This window comes from Streptomyces sp. NPDC059002 (assembly GCF_042740435.1).
Lineage (GTDB): Bacteria > Actinomycetota > Actinomycetes > Streptomycetales > Streptomycetaceae > Streptomyces.
Genome location: NZ_JBHYJI010000047.1, coordinates 59,226 through 74,231 on the forward strand (window position 1 = coordinate 59,226; position 15,006 = coordinate 74,231).

Below are 15,006 nucleotides of genomic sequence, written 5' to 3' on the forward strand. Positions count from 1 at the left end.
GGCTTGATCGGGCTGAGGTGCAGAGGGGTGTGTCGCCGGTCAAGTCCTCACAGGCGCACCGGGAAGGCGGAGAGCGGCCGGCCGCCGCCGGGGATCGGCTCGTTGTACCTGAGGCGTCCCGCGATCTCCAGGCTGTCGCGCTGGAGCAGCAGGTGGTCGAGGGCGATCTCGCCCTCCAGGTAGGCGAGTGCCGCGCCGAGGCAGTAGTGCGGGCCCGCGCCGAAGGCGAGGTGGCCTTCGCCGCGCTTCGTCGCCCGTGCCACGTCGCACTGTTCGGGCTCGGGGAAGACCCTCGGGTCGTAGTTGGCGGACTGCAGGGAGCCCGTCAGGGCGTCGCCCTTGCAGATCGGGACCCCGGCGAACTCCATGTCCTCGGTCGCGTACCGGGGTCCTGCGGTGGGGACGGGGTTCGCGACCCGCATCAGCTCGTACATGGCGTGCGGCAGGGCCTCCGGCTTGGCGCGCAGCAGGGCGAGCTGTTCCGGGTTCTCGAAGAGCGTGAGGATCGCGTTCGGGATGAAGTGGGCCGTGGAGTGGTGTCCGTTGTTCACCACGACGAGCACCAGCGAGACGATCTCGGCTTCGGTGAGCCGGTCGCCGTCGTCCTCGCCCGCGTGCACCAGGACGGAGATCATGTCGTCCTTGGGCTCGGCCCTGCGGCGCTCGATGAGCCCCTTGATGTACTCGCTCAGGCCGCGGGCGCTCGTGGCCATGTCGACGTCGGCGTCGGCGTAGTCGTTCATCCACTTGCGCACCTTCGGCTGGTCGGGCTCGTCGATGCCGATGAGTTCGCAGATGACGGTGCCGGTCAGCGGTGAGGAGTACTCCTCCAGGAGGTCACCGGAGCCCTTCTCGACGAGGGCGTCGATGAGCCGGGTGGAGATCTCCTCGATGCGCGGCCGCATCGCCTTGATGCGGCGGGCGGTGAACGCGGGCGTGATGAGGCGGCGCAGCCGGGCGTGGTACTTGCTGTCCACGAGCATCAGGTTGGCGGCCAGATAGTCCCGGAACTCGTCCGGCAGGTCGAGGGCCGCGATCATCTGGTCGGCGAGGCTGGGTCCTTGATGGCCCGGCACGTTCTTGTAGTCGACGACGAGCCGCTTGTCGCTCAGCGCGGCCTCGATGTCTTCGTTGCGCGTGATCAGCCAGACCGGCGGCCCACCGGGAAACCCGATGCGGACGAGCGGGGCCGACTCCCGCAGGCGCGCGAGGGCGCCGATGGGGTCTTCACTAAATTCCGGGTCCAGCAGGCTCACCATCGGCTCAGCCATGTTCTTCGTCTCCTTGACGTCCTCGTCGAACGGTGTGGGGTGCGGCTCCCCGCCCGCGCCGGAGGACTCCGGCGCGGGGCGTCAGTGATCGCGGGCGGCTTCCGCCTCGATCAGGTCGAGCACGTCGCGGGCGTGATCGACCAGGTACATGTGATCGCCCGGGAACTCCGCATAGCTGAATGCGCCCGTGGTCGCCTTCTGCCACTCCTGGGCCTGTTCCGCGCCGACCAGGCCGTCGGAGTCGCCCCGGATCGAGCAGACCGGCACCGACACCGGTTCGTCGGTGCTCGGCACATAGTTCTCGTGCATCTCGCAGTCGGCCTGGAGCACGGGGAGAATGAGTTCCCGCATCTCCGGGTGGTCGAGGGCCTCGTGCCGGAATCCGGCGAACTCCTCGACCCTGGCGAGGAATTCCTCGTCGGGGAGCCCGGTGGCCCGCCTCTCGCGCTGGGTCCACGGGCCCGGCGAACCGCTGACGACGAGGCGCTCGACGTGCACGCCGCGCGCGCTCAGCAGATGCACCACCTCGTATGCGAACACCGCGCCCAGGCTGTGCCCGAACAGGGTGGTCCGTGCCCCGTCGCCGAGATCCTCGACGATGTCGTCGATCGAGTTCTTGGCCGCTTCGACGACGTTGCGGTACGGCGTCTCCAGGATCCGCCGTTCCCTGCCGGGCAGTTCGACCGAGGTGACGCGCCAGCGGCCCGCGGAGAGTTCCCGCCACGGGTGGAAGAACGAAGGCCCCGCTCCGGCGAACGGTATGCACAGCAGGACGTTCCGGTCCCGGTCTTCCTCGGACATGCCGGGTTCTGTCACCCCGACCAACCCCAATCATCCATTCGTCGGTTCCTCGAACCGGTTCCCAAGTGCGCTGTCACGCGGCCAGCTTGCGGGTGATGACCTGCATGATCTGGCCCGCGGATTTCGGCATGTGCAGGTCGGTGTGCGTGGCGTCCACGTCGTACTCCTCGATCGAGCCGAGGACGAAGGGCCGCCAGTCGGGCCCGTACGACTTGTCCTTGTCCCGCGTCGCGTTGAAGAACAGCAGATCGCCGCGGAACACCGGTGATTCGAAAGCGGCCATCTTGTTCAGGTTGTTGGAGCCGACCCTCGACATGTTGTCCAGGAATTGGTCCATGTTCTTGGTGTTCATGAACTGGCCGAAGACTTCCTCGATGTCCTCCCGGTACAGCTCCTTCGTCCGGCCCGCCACCTCCGGCATCTTGAACCCGCTCTCCTCGTCGGCCGGTTGGGAGTCGAGGACGGCGAGGAGGGCGACCTCGTGCCCGCGCCGGTCGAGGGCCGTCGCTATGGCGTGCGCCATGGGGCCGCCGAGCGACCAGCCGACCAGGTTGAAGGGGCCCTCCGGCTGGATCCGGAGCATCTGCGTGAGGTAGTCCTCGATCATCTCCTCCACCGAATCGGCCACGGGTTCCGTGCCGTTGGAGCCGCGGGCCTGGAGGCAGTACGCCGGCCGGTCCAGGTAGGGCGCGAAGGTGAAGTACGCCCAGCCGAGGCCGCCGCCGCCGTGGAAGAACCACACCGGCGTCTTGCCGGTGCCGGGGTCCCTGTTCAGCGGCAGTACGACCTCGAACGAGTCGGCGTGGTCGCCGGGGGCGCGCCCGGTGAGCACCACCGCGGCCAGCTCGGCCACCGTGGGGAACTGGACGATCGTCCGGAGCGGCATGTCGATGTTGAACTGCTTGCGGATGCGGGCGCTGAGCCGGGTGGCGAGGAACGAGTGTCCGCCGAGCGCGAAGAAGTCGTCGTCGACGCCGACCTTCTCCAGGCCGAGCAGCTCACTGAAGAAGGAACACAGCTTCTCCTCGTGGGAGTTGCGCGGTCCTCCGCCGCTCACGACGGTGGTGTGCTCCGACGGCAGCGCGCGCCGGTCGAGCTTGCCCGCCGCGTTCAGCGGCAGCTCCGACAGCGGCACGAGGACGGCGGGGACCATGTAGTCCGGCAGGCGCTCGCGCAGATACGCGGGCAGCTCGTGCACCAGTGGACCGACCGCCTTGGCCAGGGCGGGGGTATTCGCGCGGGCCCGGCCGGGCGCCGTGCCGGGCACGAACCCGCCGGACACGGCCCGCTGTTCGGGCAGCAGGATCGCGTCGAAGGCGTGCACGGTCTGACCGGACCAGGTGAGGACCGCGTCGTGGCCCTGGCGCCGCGCCCATGCGGCGACGTCCTCCGGGTCGACCGTCCCGCCCAGGGACGCGGCCGTCCCCGCGGCGCCGGTGGCGGCGGCCGCGGCGGCCTCGTCGGCCAGGCGGGCGTTGGGTATCCCGGTCACGCGGACCGGGCCGCCCGCCCGCGCCACGCAGCCGTCGAGCCCGGCCAGGTCGGTGACGTCCCGGCCCCAGGCCACCACGGGTGCGTCGGTGAGGTCGAGCACGTCGGCCGGTTGCTTGTGGAGGACGACCTCGTAGCGGTGCCGGGTCAGTTCGTTGTGGGTCTGCCCGGGCTTCAGCCGGATGTCGACCGACACGGAGCGCTCCGCCGCCCATTCGGTGAACCACTCCGGGGCGACCACCAGTTCTTCCTCGGCCAGCAGTTCCTTCTCCACCAGCGCCCGCAGCTCTTCGTACGGGGCGTGCGGGTGGGCCGCGCGCTGGACCGCGGTCAGCAGGAGGCGCAGGGTGGTGGCGTTGCGGACGTCGCCGACGACCAACTGGCCGCCGGGCGCGAGGAGTTCCATGGCCTCGCGCAGGACCTGGTCCAGATAGTCGGCGCTCGGGAAGTACTGCACCACCGAGTTGAGCAGCACGGTGTCGAAGTGGCCCCGGGGAAGGCCGGAGATGTCGTCGGCGGCCTGGACGCCGAGGTGGACCCGGTCACCGTGACCGGCCCTTTCGGTCTGGGCCCGGAGGCGGTCCACGACCGTGGGCGAGATGTCGGTGCCCCAGTACTCCTCGACCTCTCCGACGATCCTCGCGAGGAGCAGCCCGGAACCCACACCGATCTCAAGGACCCGCCGCGGCGCATACCGCAGCACCTGCGCGACGGCCGCGTCCCGCCACTCCACCATCTGCTCGCGCGGAATCGGCTCTCCGTCGTACGACGACTTCCACTGCTCGAAGTCCTCGCCCCATTCCGTCTCACTGGAATCGGCGTACGTCTCGTCGTAGACCTGGCGCCACTCGTCCACCTGATCGCCGGAGTCCACCACGGCGGCGGCCGGGTCGGGCACCACATAGCCGACGAGGCGCTTGTCGCCCTGCTGGCTGTCGCGCACGACGACCGCGGCCTGCGCCACACCGGCGTGCCCGGCCAGCACCTGCTCGATCTCGCCCAGCTCGATGCGGAAGCCCCGGACCTTCACCTGGAAGTCGGAGCGGCCGATGTACTCGACCTGGCCGTCCTTGTTCCACCGCACGACGTCCCCGGTGCGGTACATCCGGGTGCCCGCCGCGCCGAAGGGGCAGGCGACGAACCGGTGGGCGGTGAGCGCGCTCTGGCCCGCATAGCCGCGGGCAAGACCCGCACCGGCCAGATACAGCTCGCCGGTCACGCCGGGAGCCACGGGGCGCAGCGCCTCGTCGAGCACGTAGACCTGGGTGTTCCAGATCGGCGCGCCGATCGGCACGCGGTCCGCGCCGGGCACGTGCTGCCACGCCGTGACCTCGACCGATGCCTCGGTGGGTCCGTAGAGGTTGTGCACAGCGCAGTCGGGGAGCACGTCGGCGGCCTTGTTGGCCAGCGCGGGCGGGAACGCCTCGCCCGCGACCTCGATCCAGCGCAGGCTGGTGCATCCCTTCGCCGCGGGCTCGGCGACGAACACCTCAAGGAGGGAGGGCACGAAGTCCGCGCCGGTCACCCGCTCCCGCTGGATCAGCTCGGCGAGGTACGCCGGGTCCTTGCGCCCGTCCGGGCGTGCGATGACGACGGCCGCGCCCACCTGCAAGGGGGCGAACAGCTCCGGCACCGACACGTCGAAGCTCGCCGATGTGCTGAGCAGCACCCGGTCGTCGGCCGTGACGTCGAAGTGCGCAAGGCCCCATGCCAGCCGGTTCATGATCGAACGGTGCGCGACCTGGACGCCCTTGGGGCCGCCGGTGGAGCCGGAGGTGTAGATGACGTACGCGGCGTTGTCCGGCGCCAGCGCACGTTCGGGGTTGGTCTCCGGGTACCCGGAGACGTCCGGGAGCGCCTCGTCGAGCACCAGCAGCGGTTCCGCGCTTCCCAGCAGCTGCCGCACCCGGTCCTCGGGCAGGTCGGGATCCACCGGCAGATAGGCCGCCCCTGCCTTGACCACCGCGTACAGCGCCACCATCAGATCGACGGAACGCGGGATGCGCACGGCCACCAACTGCTCCGGGCCCGCGCCCTGTTCGACCAGCCAGTGGGCGAGCCGGTTGGCGCGCCGGTTGAACTCGCCGTACGTCAGCCGCTCGTCCTCGCCGACCAGCGCGAGGCGGTCGGGGGCCCGCTCCACCTGGGCCTCGAAGGCGCCCGGCAGGGTGTCCGCGGCGACGGGCCGCGCGGTGTCGTTGACGCCCCGCACCAGCCGGTCGCGCTCCCCCGGCGACAGTACGTCGACGGAGCCGATCAGGGCCTTCGGGTCGGCGGCGACCTGTTCAAGGACCCGCACGAACCAGGCGGCGATGGCCTCGACCGTGTCCCGGTCGAACAGCTCGGTCGCGTACTGGAGGTCGCAGCGCAGCGCCCCCGAGTCCTCCTCGGCCATGTTGAAGAACAGGTCGAACATGGCCGTCTGCGTGACGTACTGCTCGAACTCCACCTGGAGGCCGGGGAGTTCGAACTCGCCCCGGGCCCAGTTGTGCCAGGCGAGCATCACCTGGAACAGCGGCTGGTACGCCGCCGAGCGGTCGGGGTTGATCAGCTCGACCAGCGTCTCGAACGGCACGTCCTGGTGCTCGTAGGCCGCCAGCGTCCGCTCCCGTACCTGCGTGAGCAGATCGGCGAAGGAGGGGTCGCCGGAGAGATCCACCCGCAGCACCTGGGTGTTGACGAAGAACCCGACCAGATCGGCGAGGGCCTCATCGGTCCGCCCGGCGATCGGGCCGCCGATCGTCACGTCGTCCCCGCCGCCCAGCTTGCCCAACAGCACGCCCAGCGCGGCCTGGAGGACCATCGGCATGGTCATCCCGCGCGCGTCGGCGAGCTGCTGCAGCCCGGCCGCCACCCGCGGTTCCACCTCGAAGGCGACCAGGTCGCCCTCCGTGCTCCGCTGTGCGGGCCGCGGGCGGTCGAGCGGCAGGTTCAGCGGCTGCGGAACCCCGGCGAGCTCCGCGCGCCAGTAGTCGGCCTGCGCGGCGGCCCGGCTGCCCGGGTCCGCCACGTCGCCGAGCAGCTCGCGCTGCCACAGCGCGTAGTCCTTGTACTGCACCGGAAGCGGCTCCCACGCCGGCGCCCGGCCCTCCAGGCGGGCGGCGTACGCGACGGACACGTCCCGTACGAGGGGCGCGGCCGAGGCGCCGTCCGACGCGATGTGGTGGATGAGCAGCGCGAGGACGTGCTCCTCGGGGCCACAGCGGAAAAGGACCGCCCGCAGCGGAATCTCCGTTGCCAGATCGAACCGGTGGGTGATGAACGCGTCGACCGCGCCGGACAGTTCGTCCGGCGCCGTCTCGACCACAGGCACCCGCACCGACGCCTCCGCCGACGACAGGATCCGCTGATGAGGCTCACCCTCGTCGTCCGTCACATACACCGTGCGCAGGACCTCGTGGCGATCGACCAGATCACGGATCGCGGCGACGAGGGCGTCCTCGTCGAGCGGTCCCGTCAATCTGAAGGCGGGCGAGATGTTGTACGTCTCCGCCCCGCCCTCCAATTGGTTCGTCAACCACATCCGGCGCTGTGCAAATGAAAGCGGAATCACTGGCATTCGGGTATTCCTCCTCAACGATCAACCTGCGGAGATGGGGGCGGCAGGGCCCGTGCCCAGGTGCCCGCACCTTCCCCCGGTCACTCCGTCAGCTTGCGGGCGATGACCTTCATGATCTGGCCCGCGGGTTTGGGCATGTGCAAGTCGGTGTGGGCGGCGTCCACTTCGTATTCCTCGATGGAACCGAGGACGAAGGGGCGCCAATCGGGCCCGTACGACTTGTCCTTGTCCTTCGTCGCGCTGAAGAACAACAGATCGCCGCCGAATACCGGTGATTCGAAAGCGGCCATCTTGTTCAGATTGCTGGAACCCACCCTCGACATGTTGTCCAGGAATGCGTCCATGTTCTTGGTGTTCATGAACTGCCCGAAGACTTCTTCCAGGTCCTCGCGGTACAGCTCCTTCGTGCGGCCCGCTATCTGCCGGAATCCGCTCTCCGGGTCGGGGCTCGCCGGCTGGGAGTCCAGGACGGCGAGGAGGGCGACCTCGTGCCCGCGCCGGGCGAGCGCCGCCGCGGCGGCGTGGGCGACCGGGCCGCCGAAGGACCAGCCGACCAGGTTGAAGGGGCCCTCCGGCTGGATCTTGAGTATCTGGGCGAGGTAGTCCTCGATCATGTCCTCCACGGACTCCGCCACCGGTTCGGTGCCATTGGAGCCGCGGGACTGCAGGGCGTAGGCGGGGCGGTCCAGGTAGGGCGCGAACGTGAAGTACGCCCAGCCGAGCCCGCCGCCCCCGTGGAAGAACCACACCGGCGTCTTGCCGGTGCCGGGGTCCCTGTTCAGCGGCAGTACGACCTCGAACGCGTCGGCGTGGTCACCGGGGATACGACCGGTGAGCGCCAGTGCGGCGAGCTCCGCCACCGTGGGGTACTGGATGATCGTCCGGAGCGGCATGTCGAGGCCGAACTCCTTGCGGATGCTCGCGCTGAGCCGGGTGGCCAGCAGGGAGTGTCCGCCGAGCGCGAAGAAGTCGTCGTCGATGCCGACCTTCTCCAGGCCGAGCAGCTCGCAGTAGAAGGAACACAGCTTCTCCTCATGGGAGTTGCGCGGTCCTCGGTCGTCCATGCTGCTCGTCTGCTCCGGGGGCAGCGCACGCCGGTCGAGCTTTCCTGCCGCGGTCAGCGGCAGCTCCGAGAGCGGCACCATCGCGGCGGGGACCATGTAGTCCGGCAGACGCTCGCGCAGGTACTCGGGCAGTTCGGTGAGCAGCGGACCGATGGACTTGGCCAGAGCCGGGGCGTTCGACCGGGACTGCCCGGGCTTCGCGCCGACGAGGAACACTCCGGAGACGGCCCGCCGCACGGGTCTCTGTTCGGCCTCCTGTCCCGGCAGAAGGATCGCGTCGAAGGCGTGCGCGGTCCGGCCCGACCAGGTGAGGACCGCGTCCTGGCCCTGCCGCCGCGCCCATGCGACGACGTCCTCCGGGTCGAGTGCACTGCCGGAAGGGGCATCCGCACCCAGGACACGGGCGGCGGCCGCCGCGGAGGCCTCGTCGGCCAGGCGCGCGTTGGGTATGCCGGTCACGCGGACCGGGCCGCCGACCCGCTCCACACAGCCGTCGAGCCCGGCCAGGTCGGACACCTCCCGGCCCCACGCCACGGTGGGTACGCCGGACAGGTCGAGGACGTCGGCCGACTGCTTGTGCAGGATGACCTCGTAGCGGTGCCGGGTCAGTTCGTTGTGCGCCTGCCCCGGCTTCAGCCGGATGTCGACCCCGACGGAACGCTCCGCCGCCCATTCGGCGAACCACTCCGGAGCGACCACCAACTCCCGCTCGGCGAGCAGCGCTTGTTCCACCAGCGCCCGCACTTCCTCGTGCGAGGCATAGGGGTGGGCCGTGCGCTGCGCCGCGGTCAGCAGGAGGCGGAGGGTGGTGGCGTTGCGGACGTCGCCGACCACCAACTGTCCGCCGGGGGCGAGGAGTTCCAGCGCCTGGCCCAGCACCTGGTCCAGGTACTCGACGCTCGGGAAGTACTGGGCCACCGAGTTGAGCACCACGGTGTCGAAGTGGCCCTGGGGAAGGCCGGAGATGTCGTCGGCGGCCTGGACGCCGAGGTGGACCCGGTCACCGTGACCGGCCTTCTCGGTCTGGGCCCGGAGGCGGTCCACGACCGTGGTGGAGATGTCGGTGCCCCAGTATTCGTCGACCTCGCCGACGATCTTCGCGAGGAGCAGCCCGGAGCCCACGCCGATCTCCAGGACCCTTCGCGGCGCGCCCCGCAGCACCTGCGCGACCGCCGCGTCCCGCCACTCCGCCAACTGCTCGCGCGGGATCAACTCGCCGTCGTACGACGACTTCCACTGCTGGAAGTTCTCGCCCCACGCCTCATCGGCGGAATCGGCATAGGCCGCTTCGCACTCCTCGCGCCACTCCTCGACCTGGGCGTCGGCATCGACCGCCACGGCATCCGGATCGGGCACCACATATCCCACGAGGCGCTTGTCGCCCTGCTGGTCCTCGCGCGCCACGACCACCGCCTGCGCGACCGAGGGGTGCCCGGCCATCACATGCTCGATGTCGCCCAGTTCGATGCGGAACCCGCGGATCTTCACCTGGAAGTCGGTGCGGCCGATGTATTCGAGTTGGCCTTGTTTGTTCCAGCGGACGAGGTCGCCGCTGCGGTACATCCGGGTGCCGGGTGCGCCGAAGGGGCAGGGGATGAACCGGTGGGCGGTGAGTGCGCTCTGGTCCAGGTAGCCGCGGGCCAGTCCGGCACCGGCGATGTACAGCTCTCCGGCCACCCCTGGGGCGACCGGGCGCAGGGCGGTGTCCAGGACGTAGACCTGGACGTTCCACAGCGGCACGCCGATCGGCAGTCGGTCCGCGCCGGGGGTGTGTTGCCAGGCGGTGGCTTCGACGGCGGCTTCGGTGGGGCCGTAGTGGTTGTGGGCGCCGCAGTGGGGGAGCAGGGCGGTGACCTTGTCGGCCAGGGCGGCGGGGAAGGCTTCGCCGCCGGATTCGATCCAGCGCAGGCTGGTGCACTGTCCGGCCTGGGGTTCGGCGATGAAGGCTTCCAGGAGGGAGGGGACGAAGAAGGCGGCGGTGACCTGTTCGCGCTGGATGAGTTCGGCGAGGTAGGCGGGGTCGCGGCGGCCGTCGGGGCGGGTGACGACGATGGCGCCGCCGACCTGGAGGTGGGCGAACATCTCCTGCACCGAGGCGTCGAAGCTGGCCGAGGTGCTCGACAGCATCCGGTCATCGGCACCGACGTCGAAGTGCTCCAGGCCCCACCGCATCCGGTTCATGATCGACCGGTGCGAGATCTGCACGCCCTTGGGGCCGCCGGTGGAGCCGGAGGTGAAGATGACGTAGGCGACATGGTCCGGCAGCAGCGCCCGCCCGGGATTGGACTCCACGTAGCCGGTCGTGTCGGGGAGTTCGTCATCGAGTACGAGCAGTGGTCTGGCGGTGTCGAGCATGTGCCGCACCCGGTCCTCGGGCAGCCCGGCATCGATGGGCACATAGGCCGCCCCCGCCTTGACCACCGCATAGATGGCCACCAGCAGGTCGACCGAGTGCGGGATCCGCACCGCGACCAGCCGGTCCGGGCCCGCGCCCTGCTCGATCAGCCAGTGCGCCAGCCGGTTGGCGCGCCGGTTGAACTCCCCATACGTCAACCGCTCCTGCTCGCCGATCACCGCGACGCGGTCCGGAGTGCGCGAGGCCTGCGCCTCGAACGCGTCCGGCAGAGTGCTGGCAGCCACCGGATGCGCCGTGTCGTTGACCCGCCGCAGCAGCCGCTCCCGCTCCTCGTCCAGGAGCATCTCGACCGCGCTGACCGGTGCCTGCGGGTCGGCGAGCACCTGTTCCAGTACGCGTACGAAGCGGGCGGCGATGGCCTCGGCCGTGTCGCGGTCGAACAGCTGGGTCGCGTACTGGAGCTCGCCGCGCAGCGTCCCCGAGTCGCTCACGTCGAAGAACATGGTGAGGTCGACCAGCGAGGTCTGGGTGACGTGCTGCTCGAACTTCACGTCGAGGCCGGGGAGTTCGAAGTCCTGCTTCTCGAAGTTCTGCCAGGCGAGCATGACCTGGAACAGCGGCTGGTAGGCCGTGGAGCGGTCGGGGTTGATCAGCTCGACCAGGGTCTCGAAGGGGATGTCCTGGCGCTCGTACGCCGCCAGGGTCTTCTCCCGCACCTGCGTGAGCAGGTCGGCGAAGGAGGGGTCGCCGGAGAGATTCACCCGCAGTACCTGGGTGTTGACGAAGAATCCGACCAGATCGGCGAGCGCCTCGTCGGTGCGTCCGGCCATCGGGCCTCCGATGGTGACGTCGTCCCCGCCGCCGAGCTTGCCCAACAGCACGCCCAGTGCGGCCTGGAGGACCATCGACATGGTCATCCCGCGCTCGTCGGCCAGCTTCTGCAGTCCGGCCCTCGCCGCCGAATCGACCACGAAGGGGACCATGTCGCCCTGCGGATTCCGCTCCTCGGAGCGCGGGCGGTCGAGCGGCAGGTTCAGCGGCTGGGGCACTCCGGCAAGCTCCGCGCGCCAGTACTCGGCCTGCGCGGCGGCCAGACTGCCCGGATCCGCCACGTCGCCGAGCAACTCGCGCTGCCACAGCGCGTAGTCCTTGTACTGCACGGCGAGCGGCTCCCAGCCCGGCTCGCGACCGTCCTTGCGCGCGGTGTAGGCGGTGGCGATGTCCCGTGCCATCAGGCCGCCCGAGACGCCGTCCGACGCGATGTGGTGGACGAGCAGGACCAGGACGTGTTCCTCGGGGGCGCAGCGGAACAGCACGGCGCGGAAGGGGAGTTCGGCGGCCAGGTCGAACCGGTGCGTGATGAACGTGTCGACCGCGCCGGACAGCTCGTCCGACGCCACCTCGACGACCGGCACCTGCACCGACGCCTCCGCCGACGACAGGATCCGCTGGTGGGGCTCGCCGTCGTCGTCCGTCACGTACATGGTGCGCAGGACCTCGTGCCGCTCGACCAGGTCACGGATGGCCGTGACGAGCGCGTCCTGGTCCAGCGGTCCGGTCAGCCGGAACGCCGGTGAGATGTTGTACGTCTCCGCCCCGCCCTCCAGCTGGTGCGTCAACCACATCCGGCGCTGTGCAAACGAAAGCGGAATCACTGGCTTTGCTCCTCAACAGTCATTCTGCGGAGATTGGGGCGAAGCGGAACAGCCGATTCCGTCGTCCACGCGGCGAGCGCGGCCACCGTCGGCAGGTCGAAGATCTTGCGGATGGGTATCTCGATGCCCAGCTCGGCGCGGGCCCGGTTGATCAGCCGGGTGGCCAGCAGCGAGTGCCCGCCCAGCTCGAAGAAGCCGTCGTCGATGCCGACCCGCTCCAGACCGAGCACCTCGGCGAAGAGGGTGGCGAGCACCTCCTCACGGGCGGTGCGCGGCGCCTTGAAGGGCGTGCTGGAGGTGAGGTCGGGGGCAGGCAGGGCCTTGAGGTCCAGCTTGCCGTTGGGCGAGAGGGGCAGCCGGTCGAGCGGCACATAGGCACTGGGAACCATGTACTCGGGCAGCCGGTCGGCCAGGTGGTCGCGCAGTGCGTCGGGGGCGGGAACGGTCTCGCCCTGGGCGGGCACGAGGTAGGCGGCCGGGTAGGGGGTGGTGTCGCCGGACTGCTGGATCACGACGGCGGCCTGGGCGATGTGCGGATGGGACGTCAGGGCGGCCTCGATCTCGCCGGGTTCGACGCGATAGCCACGGATCTTGACCTGGGTGTCGACGCGGCCCAGGTGCTGCAGCTCGCCCTCCGGGGTGAGGCGGGCGATGTCGCCGGTGCGGTACATCCGCGCGCCGGGCGGTCCGAAGGGGTCGGGGATGAAGCGGTCGGCGGTCATGGCGGCCTGGTTGCGGTAGCCGCGTCCGGCCCCGGCCAGATAGAGCTCGCCCGGGGTGCCCGGGGGCAGCAGGGTCAGGCTCGGGCTGAGGACGTAGGCGCGGACGCCGGGGAAGGGACGGCCGATGGGCACGCTGTCGGCGTACGGCTGGTCGGGGTCGAGGAGATGGGCGGTGGCGTAGAAGGTCTCGCTGGGCCCGTAGCTGTTGATGACCCGTGCCTGCGGCCAGAGTTCGCGCACCCGCTGCGCGAGCGCCGGGGTCAGCACCTCTCCTGAGATGTTCAGGGCGGTGGGCCTGATGCGGTCGCCGAGCTGGTCGACGAGTTCCGCGAAGGCCGAGGGCACCGAGCAGATGAGGTCGACGTCCCAGGTGTCGCGTTCGGTCAGCGCCAGCACGTCCCGGACGATCTCGACGCTGCCGCCGCGGGTGAGCGCGGCGAACAGCTCGAAGGTGGCGACGTCGAAGCCGAACGAGGCGGCGAGCAGCACCCGCCCGCCGGACTCGATGCCGGCCTGCGCGACCATGGTGTCCACGGCGTTGACGACGGTGGTGTGGGTGACGCCGACGCCCTTGGGCACGCCGGTCGAGCCGGAGGTGTAGATGATGTACGCGAGGTTCCCGGGGCGCGCCTTCGGCCGGGTCCCCGTCTCCCCCGCGTCCCGGGGCGTCTCCCCCGTGCCCGGAGTCGTCGCCCGGACGCCGATGTCCTCGAACAGGACGACGGGGATGTCGGTGGCCGGGACGCGTGCCTTGTTGTCGGTGTCGGTCAGGAGCAGATGGGGCCGGGCACCGGGCAGGACGCGCGGCAGCCGGGCGGCGGCGTAGGCGGGGTCGACGGGCAGATAGGCCCCGCCCGCCTTGAGCACGCCGAGCAGCGCCACGACCATGTTCGTGGTGCGCGGCAGGACCACGCTCACCACGGTCTCAGGACCCACGCCGCGCCCCACGAGGTCGGTCGCGAGCCGCTCGGCGCGGGCGTCCAGCTCGGCGTACGTGAGCGACTCCCCGTCGGCGACCACGGCCACCGCGTCCGGGGTCCGCGCCACCTGCGCCTCGACCAGCTCGGTGAGCGTGGCCTCGCGGGCCGGGCCCGCCGTGTCGTTCAGCGTGGCCAGCATCCGGTCGCGGTCGGCCGGTGCCACGGATTCGAGCTGCGCGATCCTCAGCCCGGGGTCGGCGGCCAGCTGCCCGAGGAAGCGGACGAGGCGGGCCGCGTACGCCTCCACGGTGTCCTGGTCGAAGACGCCGACGGCGTACTGGATGATGCATTCGAGGTGCGGGTCGACCGCCGCCATCAGGCACAGCGGGTAGTGGTTGCCCGCGGACGGGCTGAAGCTGTCGAAGGCGATGCCGCCCGCGGCGTCGGACGCGGCGCTGAGACCGTCGCCGTTGACGGGGAACGACTCGAAGACGACCAGCGTGTCGAAGAGGGACTGCAGGCCTGCGGCCCCCTGGATCTCCGCGAGCCCGTAGTAGTGGTGCTCCACGAGGCCGCCCTGCCGGCGCTGCAGCCGGGTGAGGTACTCGGCGAGGGTGTCGCCGGGTGCGTAGGCGACGCGCACGGGAACGGTGTTGATGAGCATCCCGACCATCGACTCGACACCCGCCACCGCGGGCGGACGCCCGGACACGGTGGTGCCGAACACCACGTCCTGGCGGCCGGTGAGTTCGCCGAGCAGCAGCGCCCAGGCGCCCTGCACCAGCGTGTTCATGGTGATGCCCAACTCGGCGGCGAGCCGGTCGAGTTCCAGCGCCACGTCACGCGGAATCGTGACGTCGACCTGGCCGCGGCCCTCGTCGTCCGTGCCCGCGAAGCCGGGAGCGAGCAGGGTCGGCTCCTCGAACCCGTCGAGTTCGGCCGCCCATACGCGCGCGGTCTCCTCGTGGTCCTGGCGGGTGAGCCAGGACAGGAAGTCGCCGTAGTCACGGATGGCGGGCAGGTCGGACGAGTCGCCGTCGGCGGCGTACAGGAGCAGCAGGTCCTGAAGGAGCAGGGGCGTGGACCAGCCGTCGTACAGCGTGTGATGGGCAGTCAGGACCAGTTCGGCGCGCCCGGGTTCGAGGACGGCGAGCGCCAGCCGCAGCA

The 15,006-nt window shown here is 70.4% G+C and carries 5 protein-coding genes; all 5 read right to left on the minus strand.

Annotated features, from left to right (window positions below):
- Window positions 1–47 precede the first annotated feature (47 nt).
- Window positions 48–1,271: a cytochrome P450 gene (locus tag ACFWZ2_RS32015; protein WP_384551607.1), complete on the minus strand. Its 1,224-nt coding sequence runs from the start codon at window positions 1,269–1,271 to the stop codon at window positions 48–50.
- An 81-nt stretch (window positions 1,272–1,352) separates the two neighbouring features.
- Complete coding sequence (locus tag ACFWZ2_RS32020; protein WP_384551609.1) at window positions 1,353–2,072, minus strand: thioesterase II family protein; 720 nt, start codon at window positions 2,070–2,072, stop codon at window positions 1,353–1,355.
- A 73-nt stretch (window positions 2,073–2,145) separates the two neighbouring features.
- Window positions 2,146–7,122 (minus strand): amino acid adenylation domain-containing protein, encoded by a 4,977-nt coding sequence (locus ACFWZ2_RS32025; RefSeq protein WP_384551611.1) that lies wholly within the window; start codon window positions 7,120–7,122, stop codon window positions 2,146–2,148.
- A gap of 80 nt (window positions 7,123–7,202) precedes the next feature.
- Complete coding sequence (locus ACFWZ2_RS32030) at window positions 7,203–12,167, minus strand: amino acid adenylation domain-containing protein (RefSeq protein ID WP_384551613.1); 4,965 nt, start codon at window positions 12,165–12,167, stop codon at window positions 7,203–7,205.
- Between the two features lie 26 nt (window positions 12,168–12,193).
- A partial coding sequence (locus ACFWZ2_RS32035; protein WP_384551615.1) for an amino acid adenylation domain-containing protein occupies window positions 12,194–15,006 on the minus strand: 2,813 nt, incomplete at its 5' end.